At 74.2% G+C, this 24,964-nt stretch carries 25 protein-coding genes; 13 read left to right on the forward strand and 12 right to left on the reverse strand.

Annotated features, from left to right (window positions below; translation table 11 throughout):
* Window positions 1-69: 69 nt before the first annotated feature.
* Together G7072_RS16650 and G7072_RS16655 are read right to left on the reverse strand one after the other, a co-directional pair.
* Window positions 70-1,017 (reverse strand): L-lactate dehydrogenase, encoded by a 948-nt coding sequence (locus G7072_RS16650; protein ID WP_166088354.1) that lies wholly within the window; start codon window positions 1,015-1,017, stop codon window positions 70-72.
* Between the two features lie 55 nt (window positions 1,018-1,072).
* Window positions 1,073-1,933, reverse strand: a complete 861-nt coding sequence (locus tag G7072_RS16655) for a hypothetical protein (protein WP_166088356.1) — start codon at window positions 1,931-1,933, stop codon at window positions 1,073-1,075.
* Between the two features lie 108 nt (window positions 1,934-2,041).
* On the opposite strand from G7072_RS16655, the gene G7072_RS16660 reads away from it, so the two are divergent.
* Window positions 2,042-2,767, forward strand: coding sequence for a VOC family protein (locus G7072_RS16660; RefSeq protein WP_166088358.1), 726 nt, complete (start codon window positions 2,042-2,044; stop codon window positions 2,765-2,767).
* A gap of 16 nt (window positions 2,768-2,783) precedes the next feature.
* On the opposite strand, the gene G7072_RS16665 is transcribed toward G7072_RS16660, so the two are convergent.
* The 3 genes from G7072_RS16665 to G7072_RS16675 all read right to left on the reverse strand — a co-directional run bounded on the left by G7072_RS16665 (window position 2,784) and on the right by G7072_RS16675 (window position 5,295).
* Window positions 2,784-2,960, reverse strand: a complete 177-nt coding sequence (locus G7072_RS16665; RefSeq protein WP_166088360.1) for a hypothetical protein — start codon at window positions 2,958-2,960, stop codon at window positions 2,784-2,786.
* 61 nt (window positions 2,961-3,021) lie between these two features.
* On the reverse strand, window positions 3,022-3,567 hold the full coding sequence (locus tag G7072_RS16670) for a DoxX family protein (RefSeq protein WP_240917004.1): 546 nt from the start codon (window positions 3,565-3,567) through the stop codon (window positions 3,022-3,024).
* Window positions 3,568-3,756: 189 nt separating this feature from the next.
* A complete protein-coding gene (locus G7072_RS16675; RefSeq protein WP_166088363.1) occupies window positions 3,757-5,295 on the reverse strand; it encodes a hypothetical protein in 1,539 nt (512 codons plus the stop codon).
* Between the two features lie 115 nt (window positions 5,296-5,410).
* Here G7072_RS16675 and G7072_RS16680 point away from each other — a divergent pair, with 115 nt between their 5' ends.
* The 6 genes from G7072_RS16680 (at window position 5,411) to G7072_RS16705 (ending at window position 11,366) form a co-directional block, all read left to right on the forward strand.
* Window positions 5,411-6,310 (forward strand): SDR family oxidoreductase, encoded by a 900-nt coding sequence (locus G7072_RS16680; protein WP_166088365.1) that lies wholly within the window; start codon window positions 5,411-5,413, stop codon window positions 6,308-6,310.
* An 89-nt stretch (window positions 6,311-6,399) separates the two neighbouring features.
* A complete protein-coding gene (locus G7072_RS16685) occupies window positions 6,400-7,467 on the forward strand; it encodes an iron-siderophore ABC transporter substrate-binding protein (RefSeq protein WP_166088368.1) in 1,068 nt (355 codons plus the stop codon).
* Window positions 7,467-8,453, forward strand: a complete 987-nt coding sequence (locus G7072_RS16690) for an iron ABC transporter permease (RefSeq protein WP_166088370.1) — start codon at window positions 7,467-7,469, stop codon at window positions 8,451-8,453. The genes G7072_RS16685 and G7072_RS16690 overlap by 1 nt, the downstream gene beginning before the upstream one ends.
* Window positions 8,450-9,526: an iron ABC transporter permease gene (locus tag G7072_RS16695; protein ID WP_166088372.1), complete on the forward strand. Its 1,077-nt coding sequence runs from the start codon at window positions 8,450-8,452 to the stop codon at window positions 9,524-9,526. Before G7072_RS16690 ends, G7072_RS16695 begins: the two co-directional genes overlap by 4 nt.
* Window positions 9,523-10,413, forward strand: a complete 891-nt coding sequence (locus G7072_RS16700; protein ID WP_166088374.1) for an ABC transporter ATP-binding protein — start codon at window positions 9,523-9,525, stop codon at window positions 10,411-10,413. The genes G7072_RS16695 and G7072_RS16700 overlap by 4 nt, the downstream gene beginning before the upstream one ends.
* A complete protein-coding gene (locus G7072_RS16705; protein ID WP_166088376.1) occupies window positions 10,410-11,366 on the forward strand; it encodes a siderophore-interacting protein in 957 nt (318 codons plus the stop codon). The genes G7072_RS16700 and G7072_RS16705 overlap by 4 nt, the downstream gene beginning before the upstream one ends.
* Window positions 11,367-11,378: 12 nt before the next feature.
* On the opposite strand, the gene G7072_RS16710 is transcribed toward G7072_RS16705, so the two are convergent.
* Genes G7072_RS16710 through pdhA form a run of 4 tightly spaced genes read right to left on the reverse strand, consistent with a single transcriptional unit; the run spans window position 11,379 to window position 15,922 of the window.
* Window positions 11,379-12,188, reverse strand: coding sequence for a hypothetical protein (locus G7072_RS16710; protein ID WP_206063186.1), 810 nt, complete (start codon window positions 12,186-12,188; stop codon window positions 11,379-11,381).
* 46 nt (window positions 12,189-12,234) lie between these two features.
* Window positions 12,235-13,734 (reverse strand): dihydrolipoamide acetyltransferase family protein, encoded by a 1,500-nt coding sequence (locus tag G7072_RS16715; RefSeq protein ID WP_166088378.1) that lies wholly within the window; start codon window positions 13,732-13,734, stop codon window positions 12,235-12,237.
* A 2-nt stretch (window positions 13,735-13,736) separates the two neighbouring features.
* The gene (locus G7072_RS16720) at window positions 13,737-14,741 is read right to left on the reverse strand and encodes an alpha-ketoacid dehydrogenase subunit beta (protein WP_166088380.1); all 1,005 of its coding nucleotides are present in this window, start codon (window positions 14,739-14,741) and stop codon (window positions 13,737-13,739) included.
* Window positions 14,738-15,922, reverse strand: a complete 1,185-nt coding sequence (gene pdhA, locus G7072_RS16725; RefSeq protein ID WP_166088382.1) for a pyruvate dehydrogenase (acetyl-transferring) E1 component subunit alpha — start codon at window positions 15,920-15,922, stop codon at window positions 14,738-14,740. Before pdhA ends, G7072_RS16720 begins: the two co-directional genes overlap by 4 nt.
* A gap of 197 nt (window positions 15,923-16,119) precedes the next feature.
* On the opposite strand from pdhA, the gene G7072_RS16730 reads away from it, so the two are divergent.
* Entirely contained in the window at window positions 16,120-16,926 is an 807-nt protein-coding gene (locus G7072_RS16730) for a crotonase/enoyl-CoA hydratase family protein (RefSeq protein WP_166088384.1), read from the forward strand.
* A gap of 45 nt (window positions 16,927-16,971) precedes the next feature.
* On the opposite strand, the gene hisC is transcribed toward G7072_RS16730, so the two are convergent.
* Window positions 16,972-18,075: a histidinol-phosphate transaminase gene (hisC, locus tag G7072_RS16735; RefSeq protein WP_240917005.1), complete on the reverse strand. Its 1,104-nt coding sequence runs from the start codon at window positions 18,073-18,075 to the stop codon at window positions 16,972-16,974.
* Between the two features lie 296 nt (window positions 18,076-18,371).
* Between hisC and G7072_RS16740 the strand changes: the two genes are divergently transcribed.
* From G7072_RS16740 to G7072_RS16760, 5 genes are all read left to right on the forward strand, one after another.
* Window positions 18,372-18,737, forward strand: a complete 366-nt coding sequence (locus G7072_RS16740) for a phage holin family protein (protein ID WP_166088388.1) — start codon at window positions 18,372-18,374, stop codon at window positions 18,735-18,737.
* A 33-nt stretch (window positions 18,738-18,770) separates the two neighbouring features.
* Window positions 18,771-19,331: a low molecular weight phosphotyrosine protein phosphatase gene (locus tag G7072_RS16745; protein ID WP_240917006.1), complete on the forward strand. Its 561-nt coding sequence runs from the start codon at window positions 18,771-18,773 to the stop codon at window positions 19,329-19,331.
* A gap of 74 nt (window positions 19,332-19,405) precedes the next feature.
* Window positions 19,406-20,113 carry a response regulator transcription factor gene (locus tag G7072_RS16750; protein WP_166088390.1) on the forward strand — a complete coding sequence of 236 codons (708 nt, stop codon included), beginning with the start codon at window positions 19,406-19,408 and terminating at the stop codon, window positions 20,111-20,113.
* The gene (locus tag G7072_RS16755; RefSeq protein WP_166088391.1) at window positions 20,113-21,582 is read left to right on the forward strand and encodes a HAMP domain-containing sensor histidine kinase; all 1,470 of its coding nucleotides are present in this window, start codon (window positions 20,113-20,115) and stop codon (window positions 21,580-21,582) included. Before G7072_RS16750 ends, G7072_RS16755 begins: the two co-directional genes overlap by 1 nt.
* Entirely contained in the window at window positions 21,579-22,970 is a 1,392-nt protein-coding gene (locus G7072_RS16760; protein WP_166088394.1) for a trypsin-like peptidase domain-containing protein, read from the forward strand. Before G7072_RS16755 ends, G7072_RS16760 begins: the two co-directional genes overlap by 4 nt.
* A gap of 93 nt (window positions 22,971-23,063) precedes the next feature.
* Here G7072_RS16760 and G7072_RS16765 read toward each other — a convergent pair whose 3' ends face one another.
* Together G7072_RS16765 and G7072_RS16770 are read right to left on the reverse strand one after the other, a co-directional pair.
* Window positions 23,064-24,365, reverse strand: coding sequence for an anthranilate synthase component I family protein (locus tag G7072_RS16765; protein WP_240917007.1), 1,302 nt, complete (start codon window positions 24,363-24,365; stop codon window positions 23,064-23,066).
* Window positions 24,362-24,964 carry an aminodeoxychorismate/anthranilate synthase component II gene (locus G7072_RS16770; protein WP_166088396.1) on the reverse strand — a complete coding sequence of 201 codons (603 nt, stop codon included), beginning with the start codon at window positions 24,962-24,964 and terminating at the stop codon, window positions 24,362-24,364. Before G7072_RS16770 ends, G7072_RS16765 begins: the two co-directional genes overlap by 4 nt.

The following is a 24,964-nucleotide window of genomic DNA, read 5'->3' on the forward strand; positions in this document are numbered from 1 at the left end:
CCGGTTCCGGACGGAACCGGACCGGAACCGGCCACGCGTCGACGTACGGCGGGGCGGCTGCGCGCGGGGTCAGTGGTCGCTCAGCCCGAGGCTCTGGGCCGCGCTCCGCACCGCCTCCGCCGAGACCAGGAGCTGCGTGCGCTCCTCGGCGCTGAGCGGCGTCGGCAGCACCCGCTCCACGCCCTGGCGCCCGACCACCGAGGGCATCGACAGGCACACGCCGCTCACCCCGTGCACGTCGTCGAGGCGCGAGCTCACCGGCAGCACCCGGTGCTCGTCGTGGAGGACCGCCTCGAGGATGCGGGCGACGGCGAGCCCGATCGCCAGGCTGGTCGCGCCCTTGCCGGCGATGATCTCGTACGCCGCGCGCACCACCCGCTCGTGGATCGCGGCCCGGGCCGCGGCGTCCAGCGGGGTGTCCCCCGTGTGGGACCAGTCCTGCACCGGGACCCCGCCGATCGAGGCCGTCGACCACAGCGGCACCTCGGAGTCGCCGTGCTCGCCGGCGATGTAGGCGTGGACGTTCTGCACGGCGACGCCCGTGTGCTCGGCGATCAGGAAGCGCAGCCGCGAGGAGTCCAGCACCGTGCCCGAGCCGAAGACGCGGTGGGAGGGCCAGCCGGAGAACTGCTGGGCCGCGAACGTCACCACGTCGACGGGGTTGGTCACCACGAGCAGCAGCGCGTCGGGCGCGATGGCGACGAGCCGCGGCACGAGCCCGCGGCACATCTCGACGTTCGCCGCTGCGAGGTCGAGCCGGGTCTGACCGGGCTTCTGCTTCGCCCCGGCCGTGATCACGACGACGTCGGAGCCGGCGCAGACCTCGAGGTCGTCACCACCGACGATCTGCGCCATCGGGGTGAACTGGAGGCCGTGGTTCAGGTCGAGGACCTCGGCACGCACCTTGGCGGCGTCGACGTCGTACAGCGCCAGGCGTCGGCAGACGCCACGGATCTGGGCCGCGTAGGCGATCGCTGTGCCCACGGCGCCCGCCCCGACCACCGCGACCTTGGACATCGTGCGTCCACTCTGGCACGCACGCCCGGCCTCCGGCACCCCCCGCTGTCCGCGATCAGCAGCAGCCGGGCTCCGGGCCCTCACCGCCGGAGAGCCGGGTCACGCGCGCGCCGGCGGGTGCCTCGGCCGGGCGGGTCGGGTCCCACGGGCCCGAGAGCCGCCACTCGCCGACCCCGTCGAAGATGCCCGGCCAGGGCAGGTCGCGCACCGTCACCGACGCCCCTTCGCCGCCGGCGACGGTGAGGCGCGGGTAGGCCGTCGACAACCGGCCCCAGGTGTCGCCGAGGGTGGTACCGCCCTCGACCCGCACCTCCGGGTCCTGGCGGCCCCGCACCGGTCCGGGCTCGTCGCCCCAGCGCCTGTGGTCCGCGAGCTCCCACCCGCGCAGGGCGAGGTCCTCGGGGGTGCCGCCGCCGAAGATCACGCACAACCGCTGCCAGCAGGTGACCGCGGCGACGCGGTGGGCCCAGCTCGGCGAGAGGTTGTCGGCGCCGTCCTCGAACCAGCCCCGCTGGCCGGGGATGCGCTCGTACGCCGTCGGGTCGACCGTCATTTCGGGCTCACCCAGACGCTCCGTCACGGTGCTGAGCACCTCGCCGCGGCTCGTCCCGAACGGCAGCCCCCCGACACTGTCGCGGCCCACCTGCACCGGTCCGCGGGCAACGGTGCTCGGGGACCCGCCGGCCGCCGGCGAGGACACGACGTCGGGACCGGCCGACGACTCGTCGCCGTCGCGCAGCGCGTCCACCCGGACGACCCCGGCGGCGACCGCAGCGACCCCGGCGACCACGGCGACAGCGAGAGCCCCGGCCGCGACGACGAGGGCTGCACGCACCCGTCGGTCGCGTCGGCGTCGCCCGTCGGTGACGGGCGTCGCGGTCGGTGGGGTCGACGCGTCGGTCGGTGGTCTGCTCATGGGTCCTCCTGGTGCCTGCACCCGGAAGACGCTGCCGACAGGTGATCGGTTGCGTGCGGTGGCCAAACGCGTTGCCCGCCCGGTCCGCGACGCCTAACGTCGGACCGCATGAGCTCCCAGCTGATGGCGATCTGCATCGACGCCCACGACCCGCTCGGTCTCGCTCGGTTCTGGAGCGGCGTGCTGGGCTGGGAGATGCTCGAGGACGCGCAGGACGAGATCGCGCTGCTCCCCGACGACGATGCCGGGTTCCGGATCCGCTTCGCGTGGACCGACGCACCCAAGACCGGTCCGAACCAGATGCACCTCGACCTCACGAGCACGTCGACCGACGACCAGGCGGCGACGGTCGCCCGCGCGCTCGCGCTCGGTGGTCGCCACCTCGACATCGGTCAGGGCGAGGTCGACCACGTCGTGCTGGCCGACCCCGAGGGCAACGAGCTCTGCGTCATCGAGCCGGGCAACCAGTTCCTGGCCGACTGCGGGTTCCTCGGGGCGGTGTCCTCCGACGGCACCCAGCAGGTCGGCTACTTCTGGGCCGAGGCCCTCGGTTGGCCGCTGGTGTGGGACCAGGACGAGGAGACGGCGATCCGCTCGCCGCGTGGCGGACCGAAGATCACCTGGGGCGGCCCGCCGGTGGAGCCCAAGCACGGCAAGAACCGGTGGCACCTCGACCTCGCCGCCGACGACGACCTGGACGCCGAGGTGGCGCGACTCGTCGGGCTCGGCGCCACCCCCCTCGACATCGGTCAGGGTGACGTCGCCTGGGTGGTGCTGGCCGATCCCGACGGCAACGAGCTCTGCCTGCAGCCGCCCCGCCCCGCGGTGCTCTGACGCGAGCGCGGTCGACTCAGCTCTTCAGGTCCAGCTCGACCCTGAGGTCGGAGGGGTAGACGTCGACACCGGCGGGAGCCTCGAGGATCGACCGGGCTTCGGACGGGTCGATGCGGCGGGTGCCGGTGTGGTCGACGAGGAAGGCCAGGCCGTGCGGGGTGGTGTTCGATGCATCTCGACCATCCCCGCACACGACAGCGGCGGTCCCCCGCCGGAGAGGCAGGGGACCGCCGCGTGGAGCGGTGACCCGGAGGTCAGTCGCGCTGCAGCCGGGCGCCCAGGGCGTGGGCGGCGACGACGAGCCCGCCGGCGATCAGCACGATGTCCTTGAAGACGTACTGACCGACGAGGGTCGGGCCGTTGCCGCTCCACATCTGGTCGGGGAACAGCACGAGCGGCGACATGATGCCGGCGAGCGCCGTGGCGAGCACGACGAGGCCGAAGCGCAGGAAGCGCCCGGTCAGCAGGCACAGACCGATGACGGTCTCCATGACCGCGGTCATCAGCAGGGCGGCGTCGCCGCTCACGATGCCGAGGGTCAGCTTGTCGACGGTCGCGACGGCCAGGCCCTCGGCCGGGCTGGCGCCGGCCACGAACTTGAACGAGGCGAAGGTCAGGAACACGACGCCGAGGCTGACGCGGAGCACGGTGATGCTGTGGGCGGCCAGGAGGCCGGCGAGCCGGTCGAGCCCCGCCTCGGCGACCGCCCGCAGTCCTGCGGAGCGGGTCGGCGCCGCGGACGTCGCGGTCACGGCGGAGGTCGTCGGAGTGACGCGGGGGCGGTCGATGACGGTGGACATGGTGGTTCCTCTCGAAGGGCGTTCAGGTGATGCCCGTCGATGAGTGACCACGGACGTCCCCCGATACCGATCGGCGCCTCCGGACCGCCGCCGGGCTAGCCAACCAGGACCTGTGGCCCGTCCCGAGCGGGGATCAATCGGACGCCACGAGCCCGCGAGGCGACGGCCGCAGGACACCGCCCACCGCCGTCACCGGGTGTCGGCGATCCTCACCAGACCACCCAGCACCCCGACGTACGCCGTGCCGTCGCGCCCGAGCGTGACGGGCGCGTAGTTGACGTTGAAGCCCAGGCCGGTGCCGTAGCGCACGCGGTAGACGAGCTCCCCGGTGCGGACGTCGAAGGCGCCGAGGTACCACGCGTCCTCGGTCTCGTCCTGGGCCACCGGGTCCTTGAGGACGGTGTAGACGAGCCCCGTGGCCAGCGACAGCTTCGGCACCGACGACGGGGACCGGTGGGTGTCGTTGGCCCAGACCTTGTGGCACCCCTGCCCGTCGCGGTCGACGTCGACCCGCTCGATGCCCGGGGTGGTCACGGCCCCGCCCTCGACCGCAGCCGGGCCGGAGTAGCCGTAGTTGTTCGTCACCACGATCCGGCGGCCGGCGACGATCAGGGAGTTGTCGGTGGCGCTCGACCCGCGGGAGAACACCGGCACCGAGCAGACCTCGCGGTCCCCGCGCACCCCCGCGCCCCGCCGGTAGACGACCACCCGCATCGGGTCGGCGTTGTCGGTGATCGTGACCCACCGCCGCCCCATCACCGTCGGGGTCGTGCCGCTGCCGGCCGAGACCTGGCCCGGCTTCTGCTCGCCGGTGTTGGCGTAGCGCTCGCGCCAGGTCACCTGCGGGCGCCCGGCGCGCGTGACGTCGACGCGGTAGAGCGCCGCGGCGGTCACGACGTAGACGCCCCCGTCCTCGTCGACGGCCAACGAGTTGGCGATGGTCTCGTCGAGGTCGAGCAGGCGGATCGCCCCGCTGCCGCGACGAACGGCGCCGACGACGCCCTCCTTGGTCACGAAAACCAGCCGCCCGGCCCAGTCGGGGATGACCGAGACGATCTTGTCCTCGGTGCCGATGGCCGGCGTCAGGTCGTAGTCGCGGGCGAGCCGGAAGCCCGGCTGCCCCTCCACCTCGGTCTGCTCGACGACGTACAGGTGGTTCGTCGACGTCGGCACCACGGCCCGGTCGCGGTGGTCGAGGTAGAAGTAGCCGCCCCCGCTGAAGTCGTTGAACCCACCGCCGGGCGAGGTGCGCCGCGGCGGGAGCGGGTACGACGCCAGCTGCTCGAGGGTGACCGGGTCGAGGAGCTTCAACGTGACGGTGCTGACGCCCACGCACACGGTCACGAGCCGCCCGGCGTCGTCGAAGGTGACCGACGCGCACTCGGCGTTCTGGAAGGTCGACGTGCTCGCCGGGTCCTTCCCCAGCGGCCCGGGACCGCGGTAGGTGTCGGTCATGTAGGGGTCGTCGTGGATGTTGTTGCGCGGGTTCGGCGCCATGAAGGGGTGCCGGGGCGGCCGCGGAGCCGACAGCGGACGAGGCGTCGCCGGGGCTCCGGTGTACGCCGGCGCGTCCGGGGCCGGGTCCTGCGGGATCGGCACCGCCGGTGCGGCCGAGGCGGCCGAGGCGGCCGTGCCCGCCACCGTGCCCGCCGCCGTGGCCAGCAGCAGGAGCGCAGCGGCGGAGCCGGCGGCCCGGCGCGGGAGTGAGGGGACGCGGAGCCTGGCCATGGAGGTCCTTCCGGGGGAGCGCGGCGTCGCACCGGTCTCGACTGACAACAGCGCGATTAACTCTAGCGTCCCAGTAGACCTTGAGTATGCCGTCCGCCGACTAGCCTGGTCCGCCATGGGGACCTACGCCGTCACCGGAGCCGCCTCCGGCATCGGGGCCGCGACGACCGCCGTGCTCCGCGAGCGCGGCCACCGGGTCGTCAGCGTCGACCGTGAGGACGCGGAGGTCGTGGCGGACCTGGCCACCCCCGACGGTCGGGCCCGGGCGGTGCGCGAGATCCTCGCAGCCTGCTCCGGGAGGCTGAACGGCGTGGTCCCGTGCGCCGGGCTGGCCGGCGTCACCGGCGCCGACTCGGCCCGGCTCGTCTCGGTGAACTACTTCGGCGCCGTCGAGGTGGTCGCGGGGCTGCGTCCCGCCCTGGCGGCGGCCGCCGCGGCGGGCGAGCCCTCGGCCGTCGTCGTGCTGTCGTCGAACTCGGTGACCTGCCAGCCCGGGTGGGACCTGGGCGTGGCGCGGCGCTGCCTGGCCGGCGACGAGCCGGACGCGCGCGAGCTGGCCGGCGCGCGCGAGGCCGTGCTGGTCTACCCGGCCACGAAGGCCGCGCTCGCGTGGTGGGTGCGCCGCGAGGGTGTGACGCCCGACTGGATCGGGGCCGGCGTGCGGCTCAACGCCGTCGCCCCGGGCCTCGTGGCCACCCCGATGACCGACGGCGTGCGCGCCGACCCGGTCCTCGGCCGCTTCGCCGACCGCTACCCGACCGCGATCGGGCGCCCCGGACGCCCGGAGGAGGTGGCGCGGACCATCGCGTTCCTGCTGTCGGAGGAGGCCGGCCTGCTCGTGGGCTCGGTGCTCGTCGTCGACGGAGGCACCGACGCCCTCACCTGGCCGACGCGGCCGCGCGGACGGGTCCTGCCGGCGCCCCTGGGCGGCGTCACCTCGAGCCTGGTGCGGACCCTGCCCCGCCTGGCACGCCTGGCGGGGCGATCTCGGGGGGGTGGTCGGGGCCGGGGGTGACGCCCGGCGACCTCGCAGGACGACCCCGTGATCCCTCGGGCTTATCTTAGGCTAACCTAACTTAGGTCACCCTAACTCGAAGGATCCCGATGCCCTCCCTCTCCCGTCGCGGCGCCCTCCGCTCCGCCTCCGTCGCCGCCGCCCTCTCGCTGTCCGGCGTCCTCGCCGCCTGCAGCACCGGCAGCACGTCCGACACCTCCACCGGCACCGCTGCCACCGAGCCGAGCACCGCCGCCTCCGACGCCTTCCCGGTCACCGTCGAGCACGCGTACGGCGAGACCACCGTCGAGTCCGAGCCGACCCGGGTGGCGACCGTCGGGTGGGGCGACCAGGACACCGTGCTGTCCCTCGGCGTCGTCCCCGTCGGCTCGGTCGAGATCACCTGGGGCGGCAACGAGAACGGCAGCACTCCGTGGTTCGACGAGAAGCTGGCCGAGCTCGGGGGCGAGGAGCCGGCCCGCTACAGCGACGCCGACGGCGTACCGATCGAGGAGATCGCGCAGACCCAGCCCGACCTGATCATCGCCACCGCCACCGGGATCACCGAGGCGGAGTACGCCAAGCTCTCCAAGCTCGCCCCCACCGTCGCCTTCCCCGACGCCCCCTGGACCACCTCGTGGCAGGAGGGGCTGAGCCTCATCGGGCAGGCCCTCGGACGCACCGAGGAGGCCGCGGAGGTCAAGGCGGCCACCGAGGAGTCGATCGCCGCCGCGCGCGAGGCCTACCCGCAGCTGGAGGGGAAGAGCTTCATCTTCGGTCCGATCTCGACCGCTGACACCTCGAAGATCGACTACTACACGCCCGAGGACAACCGGCCCCGGATCCTCACCGAGCTCGGCATGGTCAACGCCCCGGTCATCGAGCGGCTCAGCAAGCCCGGCCAGTTCTACGGCACCATCTCGGCCGAGCGCGCCACCGACCTCGAGTCCGACGTCTACATCACCTACGGGGTGAAGAAGAGCGACCTCGCGACGTTCCAGGACGACCCGCTGCTCGGCCGGATCCCTGGGATCGCGAGCGGCCACGTGCTGATGTCGTTGGACCAGACCGCCTCGCTCGGCATGTCCGGCCCCTCGCCGCTGTCGGTGCCCTACGCCATGGAGGAGTTCGTCCCCGCCCTGGCGAAGGCCGTCGACGGCACCCCGACGGTCGGCTGATGAGCACCCGGGTCGGCACCGGGACCGGCCCTCGGGTCGGTCTCGGCGTCGCCCTGGGCGCCGCCGTCCTGCTGTCGGTGCTGGTCGGCTCCCAGGCCGTCTCCCCTCTCGCGCTGCTCGACGGCGCGGACCCCGGGCACGCCATAGCCCTGGTCCGCCTCGACCGCACGCTCGTCGCGCTCGCCGCGGGCGCCGCGCTCGGCGTGGCCGGTGCCTGCGCGCAGGGCCTCACCCGCAACCCGCTCGCCGACCCGGGGCTCCTCGGCGTCAACGCCGGCGCCGCGCTCGGCATGATCGTCGCGATCGCCTACCTCGGCATCTCCGACCTCAGCGGCTACGTCTGGTTCGCCTTCGCCGGCGCCGCCCTGGCCGCCGTCGTGGTGCACGCCGTGGCCTCCGCGGCGCCCGGCGGCGCGACACCGGTCACCCTCGTGGTGACCGGCGCCGCCATCTCCGCGCTCGCCACCAGCTGGGTCTCCGCGGTGCTGCTGATCGACCGCACCACGATGGACACCTTCCGCTTCTGGATGGTCGGCACCGTCGGGGGCCGCCAGCTCGAGACCGTCGCCGTCGTCGGACCCTTCCTGCTCGTCGGCCTGGCGCTGGCGTGGTTCGGCCGCGACGTCCTCGACAACCTGGCCCTCGGTGACGAGCTCGCCCGCGGCCTCGGCGGCCACCCCGGCCGCGACCGCGTGCTGGTGGGGCTCGCCGTCGTGCTGCTCGCCGGCGGGGCCACCGCGCTGGCCGGCCCCATCGCCTTCGTCGGGCTCGTGGTCCCCCACGCCGCCCGCATCCTGCTCGGCCCCGGGCACGCCCGCATCGTGCCTGCCTCCGCCCTGCTCGGCGGCGTCCTGACCGTGCTGGCCGACACCGCCGGACGCGTCGTGCTGCCGCCCACCGAGGTGCAGGTCGGGATCATGACCGCCGTCCTCGGCGCCCCGGTCTTCATCGTGCTGTGCAAGCGCAGCCGGACGGTGGCGCTGTGAGCGACCTCCTCGACGCCTCGCGCGGACCCGCCGCGCCGGCCGACCCGGACCCCCGCGAGCGGCTCCGACGGGCGCTGGCCGCACCCCGACGCCACCACCGTCGGGTGCTCGCGGGGCTGCTCCTCGGCCTCGTCGCGGCGCTGGCCGCGCGGGTGCTGCTCGGCGACTTCACCGTGACGGTCCCCGACCTCGTCCGCATCCTGCGCGGCGAGCTGATCCCGGGGGCGTCGTACATCGTGATGGAGGTCAAGCTCCCCCGCGCCCTGCTGGCGCTGCTCGCCGGCCTCGCCTTCGGGGCGGGCGGCGCGCTGTTCCAGGGCGTGCTGCGCAACCCGCTGGCCTCGCCCGACATCATCGGCATCAGCCTCGGCGCCAGCGCCGCCGCGGTGTTCGCCATCGTCGAGCTCGACCTGCGCGGGCTGCCGGTGTCGGCCCTGGCCGTCCTCGGCGCCGTCCTCACCGCCCTCGGCATGCGCGCGGCCGCGGGCACCGGCGGCGCGAGCACCGCCCAGGTCGGCTACCGCCTCGTGCTGGTCGGCGTCGCCTCCGCGGCAGCGCTGCAGTCGGTGATCTCCTACCTCTTCACCCGCGCCGACGTGTACGACGCCCAGCTCACCCTGCGCTGGCTGACCGGCAGCGTCAGCCAGGCCGACTGGTCGACGATCCGCCTCCTCGCCGTGCTGCTCGTGGTGCTGCTGCCGCTCGTCGTGCTCGCCGCCCGGTCGCTGCCGCTGTCCGAGCTCGGTCCCGACGCCGCCCGCGGCCTCGGCCTGGCACCGTGGCGCACCGACCTGGCGCTGCTCACCGCCGTGCTCGTGGTCGCGGTGGCGGTGGCGGCCACCGGCCCGATCGCCTTCGTCGCCTTCCTCGCCGGACCGGCCGCCCGGGTCCTCAACCGCGGCCGCACCACGGTCGCCGGCAGCGCCCTGGTCGGCGCCGTGCTCGTCGTCTCCGCCGACTACGTCGCCGACTACCTCGCGCCCGGCGGCAACTACCCCGTCGGCGTCGTCACCGGCGCCGTCGGCGCCCCCGCCCTGCTCTGGCTCCTCACCTCCCGAAGGAGAACGGCATGAACACCACCCTCACCCGCCCCGCACCCACCCCGGTGGTCGCCGAGGGCCGCCTCCGCGCCGAGCGCCTCACCCTCGGGTACGGCGAGCGCACGGTCGTCGACGCGGTCGACCTCACCGTCCCGGACGGGAAGGTCACCGTCGTCGTGGGCGCCAACGCCTGCGGGAAGTCGACGCTGCTGCGTGGGCTCGCCCGGCTGCTGCGCCCCCATGACGGCACCGCGCTGCTCGACGGCCAGGCGGTGCACCGGCTGCCGACCCGCGAGGTGGCCCGCCGGCTCGCGGTGCTGCCGCAGGGCCCGGTCGTGCCGGACGGGGTCACCGTGGCCGACCTGGTCGCGCGGGGGCGCCACCCGCACCGCGGGGCGTTCCGCCGCTGGGGTGCCGAGGACGAGGCGGCGGTGGCCGAGGCGCTGACGCTCACGGGCACCGACGGTCTCGCGGAGCGCGTGGTCGACGAGCTCTCCGGCGGTCAGCGCCAGCGGGTCTGGCTCGCCGTCGCGCTGGCCCAGCGCACCGACCTGCTCCTGCTCGACGAGCCCACGACCTTCCTCGACCTCACCCACCAGGTGGAGGTCCTCGACCTGCTGCTCGACCTCAACCGCGACCGCGGCACCACCGTCGTCATGGTGCTGCACGACCTCACCCTCGCCGCCCGGTACTCCGACCACCTGGTGGCGGTCCGCGACGGACGCGTGCACGCCGCGGGGCCGCCCGCCGAGGTCGTCACCGAGCGGCTGGTCCACGAGGTCCTCGGCCTGGAGTGCCGGGTCGTCCCCGACCCGGTGACCGGCACCCCGCTCGTCGTACCCCTCGGGCGGCACCACCGCGCCGGCCCGGCCCACCCCGTCCCCGTCCGCCCGACCGACACCCCCGGAGGTGCCGCATGACCGCCACCGTCAGCCCGCCCGTCCCGTTCGTGCTCGACGAGGTCGAGGTGGTGGGGGTGGAGCGGCTCTCCCCCTGCTTCGTGCGGCTGCTCCTCGGCGGGCCCGCCGTGGCCGACATCGGGGTGGACGGACCCTTCCTCGACCAGCGCATCAAGCTGCTGCTGCCCGGCCCGTCCGGAGCGTTGCCGCGCCTCGACCCGCACCACCCCGACGGCTGGTACACGCCCTGGCTCGCCCTGCCGGAGGCCGAGCGCGGCCACCTGCGCACCTACACCGTGCGGGCGCTGCGGCCCGGACCGACCGGGCCGGTCCTGGTCGTCGACGTCGTCGTGCACGAGCCCGGGCCGGACACGCCGCAGGGTCCGGGGTGCCGCTGGGCGGCGACCGCCCGCCCCGGTGACCGCGTCGTGGTCGTGGCGCCCCGGCGCGGCCTGCCCTTCGGTGGCATCGAGTTCGACCCCGGCGACGCCGGACGCGTGCTGCTGGTCGGCGACGAGACCGCGGTGCCGGCGATCGCGTCCGTCCTCGAGGCGCTCGCGGCCGAGCCGACCGGTGTCTCCGGAGCGGCCTACCTCGAGGTGCCCAGCGCCGCCGACGTCCTCGACCTCGTGGCCCCGCCCGGCCTGCGCGTGACGTGGCTGCCCCGGCACGGCGGCGAGCACGGTGCCCGGGCAACCGCGGCCGTGGGCGCGCTGTTCGGGCTGCCCGGCTCGGTCCCGGTGGGCGCGCAGGACCCCGACGCCCCCGTGGACGACGTGTGGGAGACGCCGACGTACTCCGCCTCGGGGGAGCCGGTCGAGGACGCCGCGGGAGGAGGAGACCTCTACGCGTGGGTGGCCGGCGAGTCCGGCATGGTGCGCGCGCTGCGTCGGCTGCTGGTCAACGACGCAGCGATGCCCCGCCGCCAGGTCGCCTTCATGGGCTACTGGCGACGGGGCGTCGCGATGGCGTGAGGTGAGCCGGGCTCAGGCAGCGGCGCCGTCGTCGCTGTCGTTGGCGCTGTCGTCGTTGCCGTTGCTGCCGGCGCCGGGGGCCTGCGACGCGCGGCGTCCGGCCTGCCAGTCCTCCTCGGCGGCGGCGTCGTCGCCGGCCTCGGGGTCGTAGCCCATCGCCCGCAGCTGCGGGGTCTCGCGCAGCGATCGCTTGAGCTCGGCGAAGCCTCCGAAGCGGGCCAGCCCGACCACGTGGTCCCACAGCTGGGCAGCCTCGTCGGCGCTGGGCCGGCGGCTGATGACGGGGCCGAAGAAGCCGATGCCGCCGTCGGCGGCGTCGGGCTCGACGTGGAGGATCGGGGTGCCGACGTCCTTGCTGGTGAGCGCGAGCGCCTCCTCCGACTCGGCCACGATCTGCTCGTCCCACGACTCGTCGTCGACGTTCGTGGCGAGGTCCTCGGACAGGCCGGCCTCGGCCAGCACCGGGCGCACCCAGGCGTCGAGGCGGTCGACCTGCTCGGTCCAGTCGACCCCGCCCTCGACGTTCCAGATGTTGTTGCCGAGGGCGGCGTAGAGCCGGTCGACGCCGTCGTTGCCCCCGTCGGGTCCGCCGGCGGCGCGTACCGCGGCGGCCACCCGGAGCAGCTTCAGGCCGGAGGTGTGACCGGCGATGTAGCCCGCGGGGAAGTGGGTCTCGTAGTCGAGGCGGTCGTTGATGCGCCGCAGCGAGATGAAACGCCACTCGACGTCGTACTCGCGCTGCTCACGCACCGTGCGCACCCACTCGCTGGTCATCCAGGCGAAGGGGCACGCGGGGTCGAAGTAGAAACGGAGATCAGCCATGTCCCCATGATGCTCCAAGGTTCAACCTTCAAACCCCGCGGGCCCCTCAGAAGCGCAGCGCGACCGCCGGGTCCTCCAGGATCGCCGCGACGTCGGCCAGGAACTGCGAGCCCTTCGCACCGTCGATGAAGCGGTGGTCGAAGGACAGCGCCAGCGTGGTGATGTCGCGCGCCTTGATCCGGCCCTTGTGCACCCACGGCTGCTTGCGCACGGCCCCGAAGCACAGGATGGCCGACTCACCCGGGTTGATGATCGGCGTCCCCGCGTCGACGCCGAACACGCCCACGTTGGTGATGGTGAAGGTGCCGCCGGCCATGTCCGCCGGTTGCGTGCGTCCCTCGCGGGCCGTGGCCGTCAGCGCGTTCAGCTCACGGCCGAGCGCGACCAGGTCGAGACCGTCGGCGCCCTTGACGTTGGGCACGACCAGGCCACGCGGGGTGGCGGCGGCGATGCCGAGGTTGACCGAGCCCTTGAACACGACCTCCTGGGCCGCGTCGTCCCAGTGCGCGTTGACCTCCGGCGTACGACGAGCCGCGAGGCAGACCGCGCGGGCCAGCACCAGCAGCGGCGAGACCTTCACGTCGGCGAAGGAGCGGTCCTCGCGCAACCGGTCGACCAGCTTCATGGTCCGGGTGACGTCGACGGTGATCCACTCGGTCACGTGCGGCACGGTGAAGGCCGAGTCGACCATCGCCTGGCCCATCATCTTGCGCACGCCCTTGATGGGCTCGCGCCGGTCCTCGAGCGTCGCGCGCGACGACGTGGACGGTCCGGCCGGCGCGGAGCCCACCGTCGCGACGGGCTCGACCGGCGTGGAGGAGCCGACCCACGCGGTGCCGACGTCGCCGCCACCCGCCGCGGCCTCGAGGTCGGCCATGGTGACGACCCCGCCGCGACCCGAGGGGGTCACGGTGGCGAGGTCGACGCCGAGCTCGCGGGCGCGCTTGCGCACCGGGGGCTTGGCCAGCACACCGCCCACCGACCAGGCGCCTGAGGCGCGGACCTCCGGGGACCGCTCGGGCTCGCGGGCCGCGGTCGCGGGCACCGGGTCCTCGTCGCCCTCCACCACCTCGGAGGTGTCGGCCTGGCCGAGCGTGAAGGAGCCCTGCACCTGCAGCTGCGTCGCCGAGCCGGCGTCGGTCCGGGCGGTCGCCGGTCCGCGCCGGGCACGGCGCCGGGCGGCGCCGGACTTGGGTCCGTAGCCGACGAGCGTGGCGTTCTCGACGCCCGCCGACGGGTTCGAGAGGTCCATCTCCGGCTCGGCGGTCGCCGGCTCCGGAGCCGCCGGAGCGGCCGGGGCCTCCGTGCCGTCGGAGATCGCGATGATCGGGGTGCCCACCGGGACGGTCTCGCCCTCGGGCACGAGCAGGGCGGTCACCTCCCCGGCGTACGGCGACGGCAGCTCGACCAGCGACTTGGCGGTCTCGATCTCCACCACCACGTCGTTGACCTTGATGACGTCGCCGACCTTGACCTGCCAGCTGACGATCTCGGCCTCGGTCAGGCCCTCGCCCGGGTCGGGCAGCTTGTACTCGAAGACAGCCATGCTCACCACTCCAGCGATCGGTCGACGGCGTCCAGGACCCGGTCGAGGTCGGGCAGCCACTCCTCCTCCACCCGCGCGGGCGGGTAGGGGGTGTCGAAGCCACCGACGCGCAGGACCGGCGCCTCCAGCGAGTAGAAGCACTCCTCGGTGATGCGGGCGGCGAGCTCGGAGCCGAGGCCCAGGTTGACGTGCGCCTCGTGGGCCACGATCGCGCGCCCGGTGCGACGGACGGACTCCAGGACGGGGGCCATGTCGAGCGGGGACAGCGTGCGCAGGTCGATGACCTCGACACTCTTGCCCTCGCCGGCCGCCGCCTCCGCGGAGGCCAGGCACACCTTCACCATGGGCCCGTAGGAGAGCAGCGTGAGGTCGGTGCCCTCGCGCACGATGCGGGAGGTGAACAGCGGCGCCGGGGTCGCCTCGACGTCGATGTCGGCCTTGTCGGCGTGGTACTGCCGCTTGGGCTCGAGGAAGACGACCGGGTCGTCGTGGGCGATCGCCTGCTGGATCATCCAGTAGCCGTCGACGGGGTTGGAGCAGGCCACCACCTTGAGCCCCGGGGTGTGGGCGAACTGCGCCTCCGGCGACTCGCTGTGGTGCTCGACCGCTCCGATGCCGCCGCCGAAGGGGATGCGGATGACCATCGGCATCTTCACGCGGCCCTGGCTGCGGAAGTGCAGCTTGGCGACCTGGCTGACGATCTGGTCGTAGGCGGGGTAGACGAACCCGTCGAACTGGATCTCGCAGACCGGGCGATAGCCGCGCATGGCAAGGCCGACCGCGGTGCCGAGGATGCCGGACTCCGCCAGCGGGGAGTCGATCACGCGGTCCTCGCCGAAGTCCTTCTGCAGGCCGTCGGTGATGCGGAAGACGCCGCCGAGCTTGCCGACGTCCTCGCCCATGACGAGGACCTTCGGGTCGTCCTCCATGGCCCGTCGCAGGCCGGCGTTGAGGCCCTTGGCGAGGGTCATCCGGCTCGAGCCGGTCGGGTTGCCGGTGGCGCTCATGCCGTGGCCTCCTCGAAGGTGTCGAGGTACGCCGCGTAGCCGGCCTTCTGGGCCGCCAGCTCCTCGGTCTGCTCGGCGAAGACGTGGTCGAAGACGTCGAGGATGTGCGGGTCCGCCATCGCCCGGCATCCCTCGCGCAGGTGCTCGCCCAGCTTCTCGGCCTCCGCGTCGACGTCGTCGAGGAAGGCCTGGTCGGCGAGACCGTTCCTCGTCAGGTAGACCTTCACGCGCTGGATCGGGTCCTTGAGCTTCCAGCTCTCCAGGTCGGCCGACAGCCGGTAGCGGGTCGGGTCGTCGGTCGTGGTGTGGGCGCCCATCCGGTAGGTGTAGGCCTCCACGAACGTCGGTCCTTGACCCTCGCGGGCGCGCTGCAGGGCGGCCTGCGTGACGGCGTACGTCGCGAGCACGTCGTTGCCGTCGACGCGGACGCCGGGGAAGCCGAACCCGAGGGCACGCTGGTAGAGCGGGATCCGGGACTGGCGCTCGATCGGCTCCGAGATCGCCCACTGGTTGTTCTGGCAGAAGAACACGACGGGGGCGTTGTAGGAGGCGGCGAAGATGAAGGCCTCGTTGACGTCGCCCTGGCTGCTGGCACCATCGCCGAAGTAGGCGACCACCGCGGTGTCGCGGTCGGGGTCGCCGGTGCCGACGTGGCCGTCGCGCTGCACGCCCATCGCGTAGCCGGTCGCGTGGAGGGTCTGCGCGCCGATGACGATCGTGTAGAGGCCGAAGTTGTTGTCGTTGGGGTTCCACGACCCCTGGTCGACCCCGCGGAAGAGGCCTAGCAGGGCCAGCGGGTCGACGCCGCGGCAGTGGGCCACGCCGTGCTCGCGGTAGGTCGGGAAGACGAAGTCCTGGGTGCGCAGCGCGCGGCCGGAGCCGATCTGGGCGGCCTCCTGGCCGAGCAGCTGGGCCCAGATGCCGAGCTCACCGTGGCGCTGGAGCGCGGTGGCCTCGACGTCGATGCGCCGGGTGAGCACCATGTCGCGGTAGAAGCCGCGCACCTTCTCGGCCTGCTCGGCCTCGCTGAGGCCGTTGCCGAAGGAGAAGTCCGGGTGCTCGACCCGCTCCCCCTCGGGCGTGAGCAGCTGGACGAGGTCGGGGCCGCCGTCGACGTGGGCGGGTCCGAAGACCGCGCTCGGGTCGGGGCCGAAGTCGCTGGTCCTGGGGTCGGGATTCATCAGTGCGCTGCACTCCTCGGTCAGGTCGGCGCGGGGTCACCGCGTCCGGCGGGCTGGAGTCCGCACCCTCGGCCCGGGGGTGGTGGGCCGGGGTGCAGTGTGACCGGCGACACAGGCCGGTCGGGACCACCGTACCGGCCCCGGGACCCACCCCGCGACCGGACCCGGATCCCCGCCCGACGGGCTAGCGTCGCCGGATGAGCCACCCGCACCCCGAGGTTCCCGACGTCCCGGCCGTCCGTGTCGAGCACGACGGCCCGGTCACCACGGTCCTGCTGCACCGGCCTGAGCGCCGCAACGCGGTGGACGGACCGACCGCCGACGCCCTCGCCGCTGCGTTCCGCGCCTTCGAGGACGACGACGAGGCCCGCGTCGCGGTCCTGCACGGCGACGGCGGCACGTTCTGCTCCGGCGCGGACCTGACCGCGCTGGGCACCGGGACCGGCAACGTGGTCCGGCCGGTCGGCTCGGGTGACGGGCCGATGGGGCCGACCCGGATGCGGCTGACGAAGCCGGTGGTGGCGGCCGTCGAGGGTCACGCCGTGGCCGGCGGCCTCGAGCTCGCGCTGTGGGCCGACCTGCGCGTGGTGGCCGAGGACGCCGTGCTCGGGGTGTTCTGCCGGAGGTGGGGCGTGCCGCTCATCGACGGCGGCACCGTCCGGCTCCCGCGCGTGGTGGGCGAGGGCGTGGCGGCCGACCTGATCCTCACCGGCCGGCCGGTCGACGCCGCCGAGGCGCTGCGGATCGGGCTGGCGACGCGCGTGGTGCCGTCGGGCACGACCCGGGCCGCGGCCGAGCGCCTCGCGGCCGAGCTGGCCGCCTTCCCGCAGACCACGATGCGCCACGACCTGGCGTCGATGCGGGAGCAGCACGGCCTCGACGAGGACGAGGCGCTGGCCACCGAGCTGCGCCACGGCGAGCAGTCGCTGGCCGAGGCGCTCGACGGGGCACGGCGGTTCGCCGGCGGCGCGGGTCGCCACGGCTCCTTCGACCCCGCCGACTGACGCGCGGCTGGCACGCGGCTGCGACGAGGTCCGACGCCGGGGGGCTCAGACCTTCGGCTCGAACGCGTCGGCCACACCGAGGAAGACGTCGTTGCCGGCCGGCTCGGCGATCGTGACCCGGACGCCGTCGGTGCCGTAGGGACGCACCATGATGCCCGCCTGGTCGGCGGCCGCGGCGAAGGCCGGGGTGTGCTCACCGAGGCCGAGCCACACGAAGTTGCCGTCGGCCTGCGGGACGCTCCATCCCTGCTCACGCAGGGCAGCCACGACGCGCTCGCGCTCGGCGACGATCGCGTCGACGCGCTCGGCCAGCTCGGTGGTGCACCCGAGCGCGGCGACGGCGGCGGCCTGGGCCACCGCGGACACACCGAACGGCAGCGCGCACTTGCGGACGGCGGCGGCGATCTCGTCGGAGGCCACCAGGTAGCCCACCCGCAGGCCGGCCAGCCCGTAGGCCTTGGCCAGGGTGCGCATGACGACGACGTTGGCGCGCCCACGTCCGAGCGCCAGGGCGTCGACGGGGTCCTCGGAGCGCACGAACTCGCGGTAGGCCTCGTCGACCACGACGACCACCCCGGCCGGGACCCGGTCGAGGAAGGCGGCGAGCTCGGCGTGCCGGACCGCCGGCCCGGTCGGGTTGTTCGGGGTGCACACCAGCACCACGCGGGTCCGGTCGGTGACCGCGTCGGCCATGGCGTCGAGGTCGTGGCGTCCGTCGGAGGTGAGCGGCACCTGGACCGCCCGGGCGCCGCAGACCGCGGCTGCGATCGGGTAGGCCTCGAAGGAGCGCCAGGCGAACACCACCTCGTCGCCGGGCTCGCAGAAGGCCTGGACCAGGTGGTAGAGCAGCGCCACCGACCCGGTGCCCACGGCGAGGTGGGAGGTCGGGACCCCGAGCTCGTCGCCCAGGGCCTCGAAGAGCGCGGTGCTGCCCATGTCGGGGTAGCGGTTCATCGTCCGAGCCGCGCTCTCCGCCGCCGCGAGGACCGCCGCCGGCGGGGCGTAGGGGTTCTCGTTCGAGGACAGCTTGTACGTCGGTACGCCCTCGCGCGGCGTGGGCGGACGGCCGGCGACGTACGCCGGGACGTCGGCCAGCGTGGCGCGCGGGACGGGGCGGTCGGCTGGTCGGGGGGTCGGAGCACCGGTCACTCGTCCCAGGCTACGGCGTCCCCTCCACAGCGACACCGGAGCGGGTGCTCCTTCCCTCCCGACCTTCCCTCCCGACCGTCGCGGCCGCCTGCCGACCCTCCCGTCGGTGTGCGGCCGGGCCGGATGACCCGTGCCCCCACGGGTCATCCGACCGCTGCGCCCCGATCCCCCCAACACATGTCAGGCCCGGGGCGCTGCATCTACTCTAAATTCCCAAACCAGACAAACTGATCGGGTGCACGGCTCGTCCCTCCTAGTCCATCCGGGCCATGGGAATCCCGTGAAAGGATGAGCGCGTGACGTTCCTGATCCGTGTCGTGGTGAACGCCCTCGCCCTCGGGGCCGCCGCCTGGCTGCTCGACGACATCCGCGTCGGGGGCGACACCGAGCAGCAGCTGCTGACGCTGCTCGGGGTGGGCGCCGTCTTCGGCGTCGTCAACGCGCTGGTCACGCCGGTGGTGAAGCTGCTCTCGCTGCCGTTCATCATCGTCACGCTCGGGCTGTTCCTGCTCGTGGTCAACGCCCTCATGCTGCTGCTGACCAGCAGCATCTCCGACGCCCTCGGCCTGCGCTTCACCGTCGACGGCTTCTGGACCGCGGTCCTGGGCAGCATCATCATCTCGATCGTCTCCGCCGTCCTCGGCACCCTGACCGACGACTGACCGCCCCCCGACCCGACCCCGACTGGACGGCCCGTGACGCAGCCCGCCCTGCCCCCGCCACGCGAGCCGGGCGTCTACCGGCTCGCGCTGGTCTGCCTGGGCAACATCTGCCGCTCCCCGATGGCGCACGTCGTGCTCGAGGCGCGCCTCGTCGAGGCGGGGCTGGACGACCGTGTCCACGTGCGCAGCGCCGGCACCGGCGGCTGGCACGTCGGCGAGCCGATGGACCGTCGGGCGGCCGCCACGCTGAGGGACTCCGGCCACGACCCGAGCCGGCACCGCGGACAGCGCTTCGAGGCCGACTGGTTCGCGCGGACCGACCTCGTGCTGGCGATGGACGGCAGCAACCTCCAGGACCTCGCGGACCTCCAGGACCTCGCCGGGACCGACGAGCCGGGCGAGCCCGGCGGGCCCGCCGAGACCTCCCGGCTGCTCCGCTACCGCGACCTCGACCCGGCCGCCACCGACGGCGACCGCGACGTCCCCGACCCCTACTACGGCGCCGACGACGGCTTCGCGACCGTGCTGGCGATGGTGGAGCGCACCACCGACGCGCTGGTGGACGCCCTGTCGACGACGCTCGCCCGGTCGTGACGCGGCCCTGACGCCGCACGACACCCTCACGCGGCCTTCAGCGTGACCTCAGGTGCCGGTGGCACCCTGGACGGGTGAGCGCCGAGTCCCCCCAGCACCGTGTCCTCGTCGTCGACGACGACCGGGCCGTCCGCGACTCCCTGCGACGCTCGCTGGAGTTCAACGGCTACGACGTCGCGCTCGCCACCGACGGCGCCGACGCCCTGGCCCGGATCGCGCAGCAGCCGCCCGACGCCGTGGTGATGGACGTGATGATGCCGCGCCTCGACGGCATCGAGACCACCCGCGCGCTGCGGGCCGCCGGCAACGACCTCCCCATCCTCGTGCTGACCGCCCGCGACACCGTCGGCGACCGCGTCGAGGGTCTCGACGCCGGCGCCGACGACTACCTGGCCAAGCCGTTCGCCCTGGAGGAGCTGCTCGCGCGCCTGCGGGCGCTGCTGCGGCGTACGACGCAGGAGGCGCCCGACGACCTCGACGCCGAGCAGCTGACCTTCTCCGACCTCACCCTCAACCCCGCCACCCGCGAGGTGCGCCGGGCCGGCCGGCTGCTCGAGCTGACGCGCACCGAGTTCGCCCTGCTGGAGATGTTCGTCCGCCGACCGCGGCGCGTGCTCGACCGCTCGTTCATCCTCGAGGAGGTCTGGGGCTACGACTTCCCGACCACCGCCAACTCCCTCGAGGTCTACGTCGGCTACCTGCGGCGCAAGACCGAGGCCGAGGGCGAGGCCCGCCTCATCCACACCGTGCGGGGCGTGGGTTACGTGCTGCGGGAGGGCTGATGCGCTTCCGCGGGACCCTGGCGGCCCGGGTCTCGTTGCTGGCCGCGGTCGCGGTCGGCCTCTCGGTGGCGCTCGTCGCCTCCATCGCCTACGTCAGCGTGCAGCACCAGCTGATGGCCTCCCTCGACGAGTCCCTGCAGGAGCGGGCGGCCGAGGTCGCCGGAATGGGTTCGTCCAGCTTCCTGACCGAGCAGCCTCCGCCCTGGGTCACCGGCGCAGCCGGGGTCCGCGTGGCCATGCTCTACGACAACAGGGAGGTGAACTACCCGCCGGACCTCGATCCGCTGCCCGATCCCGTCGGGCCGATCGAGCTGGGCGACCCGGAGCTGAACGTGGCGCGCGGCCTGTCCTCCTACTCCACCCGCACGGTGATGACCAACGACGGCCCCTACCGGGTGTGCGCGGTACCGGGCAAGGAACAGGGCAGCGCCGTCATCCTGGCGCAGTCGATGCGCTCGACCCAGGACACCCTGGGCAAGCTCGGGGTGCTCCTGTTCCTGGCGGGTGTCGTCGGCGTGATCGCGGCGGCGCTGGCCGGCTGGGCGGTGGCCCGCAACGGCCTGCGTCCGGTGCGCCGGCTGAGCGACGCCGCCGAGGAGATCGCCCGCACCGAGCAGCTCGACCCCATCGCGGTCGAGGGCAACGACGAGATCGCCCGGCTGGCGACGTCGTTCAACGCCATGCTCACCGCCCTCGCCGCGTCCCGCGACCGGCAGCGCCAGCTCGTCGGCGACGCCGGCCACGAGCTGCGCACGCCGCTGACCTCGATGCGCACCAACCTCGACCTGCTGGCCCAGGCCGACCGCCGCGGCGGGCTGTCGCCGGAGCAGCGCATCGAGCTGATGGACGACGTCCGCTTCCAGATCGACGAGCTCACCACACTCATCGGCGACCTCACCGAGCTCGCCCGCGACGAGCCGATCGCCTCGCAGCTCGAGCCGGTCGACCTCGCCGACGTCGTGGCCCGCGCCGTCGACCGCGTCCGGCGCCGCGCCCTCGACGTCACCTTCGACGTGACGCTCGCGCCGTCGTGGGTGACCGGGGAGCCCGCGTCGCTGGAGCGTGCCATCACCAACCTGCTCGACAACTCGGTGAAGTGGAGCCCGCCCGACGGCACTGTCACGGTCCGGCTGGACGGCGGCAGCCTCTACGTCGCCGACCAGGGCCCCGGCATCGCCGAGGAGGACCTGCCCCACGTCTTCGAGCGGTTCTACCGCTCGCGAGAGTCCCGCACGATGCCGGGCTCCGGTCTCGGGCTGTCGATCGTGCGCCGGATCGCCGAGCGGCACGGCGGCCTCGTGCAGGCCGGACGCGCCGAGGAGGGCGGCGCAGCGTTCTGGTTCCGCCTGCCCCTCGGCCCGCCGCCCGCCTCCTCCGCCGCGGCCGCCGACGACGACGCGGAAGTGACAGAGGGGTCCCAGCGCCCTCTCAGGCCCGATTCAGCAACGGTCGACACGCTGGAGACATGAGCGACAACACCCACCGCTTCCCCTCGGACAGCGACACCACCCCCCTCCCGCCGTACTCCGGGAGCACCGCCACGTCCGGCCGCAGCGACACCGAGGTCCTCCCGCCCTACGACCCGTCGGGCGGCAGCACGGGCCAGGTCGGCCCGGTCGGACCGGCCGGGTCCGGCCCGACCCCTCCGCTGCACGACGCCCCCGCGGGCCGCTCCCCCCGGCCCCGCCGCCGCACCGCCGGGATCCTCGCCGGCGCCCTCGTGCTCGGCGTCGGTGGCGGCGTGCTGGGCGCGACCGGCTACGACGCCCTCTCCGACGAGCCCGCCGCGGTCTCCTCCCCGAGCCCGGCCGCGACGAACGCGTCGGCGCGCGAGCCGCTGAGCAGCTCCGGCAGCGACGACAGCAGCGACGAGAGCGGCACCACCGACAGCACGGGCGCCGAGGCTCCCGCCGACTCGGTGGAGGGCGTCGCCGCGGCCGTCCTGCCCTCGGTGGTCAAGATCAACGTCAGCGGCGCCGCCGGCTCGGGCTCGGGCTCGGGCGTCGTCATCAGCGAGGACGGCGAGATCCTCACCAACAACCACGTCGTCGAGGTCGCGGCCGACGGGGGCCAGCTGTCGGTCAGCTTCGACGACGGCAGCAGCGCCGACGCCTCCATCGTCGGCACCGACCCGGTCACCGACCTGGCCGTCATCCAGGCCGACGGGGTCAGCGACCTGACCCCGGCCGCCATCGGCGACTCCGACGCGCTCGGGGTCGGCGAGGAGGTCGTCGCCATCGGCTCCCCGTTCGGGCTCGAGGCCACCGTCACCAGCGGCATCGTCAGCGCCCTCAACCGCCCGGTCGCCATCAGCGAGGCCAGCGCCTCGGCGGAGGCCCCCGACACCGTCTACCCCGCGATCCAGACCGACGCCGCCATCAACCCCGGCAACTCGGGCGGTCCGCTGGTCAACATGGCCGGCGAGGTCGTCGGCATCAACTCCTCGATCCGCTCCAACAGCACCTCGTTGAGCGGCGAGGGCGGCTCCATCGGTCTCGGCTTCGCCATCCCGATCACGCAGGTCCTGCCGGTGGTCGAGCAGCTGCGCAACGGCGAGACCGCGACCCACGCGCGGCTCGGCGTCACGGTGGCGAACACCCCCGACGACAACGGGCTCGCCAACGGCGCCGAGATCCAGGAGGTCCAGGAGGGGTCCGGCGGCGCCGAGGCCGGTCTCCAGCCCGGCGACCTGGTCACCCGGGTCGACGACAAGCCGATCAGCACCATCGACGCGCTCGTGGCCACGATCCGCGGCTACCGTCCCGGCGACACCGTGACGCTGGTGGTCCAGCGTGACGGCGAGACCCAGACGCTCGAGGCCACGCTCGACAGCGACGCGGACACGTCCTCTCCCTGACGTGCCCTCCCGCTCGGACCCGCGTCCGAGCCACGGACGTCGCCCCCGGGTCCGGGACCTCCCAGACCGTCGATCCGGGGGCGGCGCCGCCGCTCAGGCGAGGCAGGCCCGCACCCGGGCGGACTTCCACCGGGTCTCGGCCCACTCCTCGGCGAGGTCGGAGCGCACCGTGATCCCGCCGCCGGTGCCGAGCTCGTAGCGCCACCCCTCGACCCCGGAGCCCGCGGCGGTCGCCACCAGGCTGCGGATGACGACGCTGAGGTCGGCCCGTCCGTCCCCGGAGATCCAGCCGAAGGCGCCGGCGTACACCCCGCGCGGGGTCGCCTCGACCGCGTCGATGACCGACATCGTGCGCCGCTTCGGCGCCCCGGTCATCGACCCGGCCGGGAACAGCGCCCGCAGCGCCGCGATCGTGGGGACGTCGTCGCGCAGGCGTCCGCGCACGGTCGTCACCAGCTGGTGCACCGCGGCGTAGGACTCCACCTCCATCAGGCCCGGAACCTCGACCGACCCCACGTCGCAGACGAGCGCGAGGTCGTTGCGGATCAGGTCGGTGATCATCAGGTTCTCGGCCCGCAGCTTGGGGTCGGCACGCAGGTGCGCGGCCAGGGCGGCGTCCTCCGCGGGGGTGCGGCCGCGGGGCGTCGTGCCCTTGATGGGACGGGCCTCGAGGACACGCTGCCGGTCGACGGTGGCGTAGCGCTCCGGGCTCGAGCTCAGCAGGTGCACCCCGTGGTGCTGCAGGTAGCCCGAGTAGGGCGCCGGGTTGTCGCTGCGCAACCGCACGTAGGCCGTCACCGGGTCGACCCCGGACCGCACCGCCTCCCGGTAGGTCAGGTTCACCTCGTAGGAATTGCCGGCGTGCAGCTGCTCCTGGACCTCGGCGAAGGCGGCGGCGTACTCCTCCGGGACCGGCTCGCCGGCGTCCGCCGCCGGCTGCCCGCTCCCCGCACCACCGCGGACGTCAGGGGGCGTGGTCGCGCCGGCGACCGTCTCGTACGACGTCCGCGGCAGGGGCTCGGGCGTGCGGACCCGCATCCACACCGCGTCGGGGACGCCGGGCGTCGCGGACGGGCGGCCGGGCAGGTCCGGCCGGCAGGCGTAGCCGAGGTAGCCCACCCAGCTGACCTCCGGGTCGCCGCCGTCCCGGTCGACCTCGTCGCCCAGGACGGCGAACACGTCGTCGCCGACGACCGTGGACCGGCCGTGCTGGTGACGGCGGACCTGCCGCGCGGTGGCGTCGAAGGTCAGCGACACGTCGTCGTCGGCCAGCACGCCGAGCGCGGACGACGTCGCGACCCCGGCCTGGCGCCGCGCGCCACCGCCGTCGAGCCAGAACATCCGCGGGGACGCCGCTGCGGCATCCCGGAAGGCCGCGACCTCGGCGTCGCTCACGAGGTCACCTGCGGTGCCGGGGCCGGTGCCGGGGCGAGGAAGTTGGCCACGAGCCGCGCACCGTGCTCGCTCAGCACCGACTCGGGGTGGAACTGCACCCCGACGAGCGGCCGCGTCCGGTGCGCCACCGCCATCACCGTGCCGTCCTCGCTGCGGGCGGTCACGACCAGCTCGTCGGGCATCGCGACGGCCGCCAACGAGTGGTAGCGCACGACCTCCACCGGCGAGGGCACCCCCGCGAACAGCCCGGTGCCCTCGTGGGTCACCGTCGCGACCTCCCCGTGCGCCGGGCGGACCCGCGCCACCACCCCGCCGTACGTCGTCACGAGGCCCTGCATGCCGAGGCACACGCCGAGCACCGGCCGGTCACCCGTCCGCAGCAGCTCGCGCCCGACCGCGAAGTCGGCACGGTCGTCGGGGTGACCGGGGCCGGGCGAGAGCACCACGTGGGTGAACCGGTCCAGGTCGGCGAGCCGCACCCGGTCGTGCTCGACCACCTGCGGAAGCGCGCCCGTCACCGACGCCACCAGGTGCACCAGGTTCCACGTGTAGGAGTCGTAGTGGTCGACCACCACGACGTCCGGCCGCGCTCGCGCCAT

It is taken from the genome of Nocardioides sp. HDW12B (genome assembly GCF_011299595.1).
GTDB lineage: Bacteria > Actinomycetota > Actinomycetes > Propionibacteriales > Nocardioidaceae > Marmoricola_A.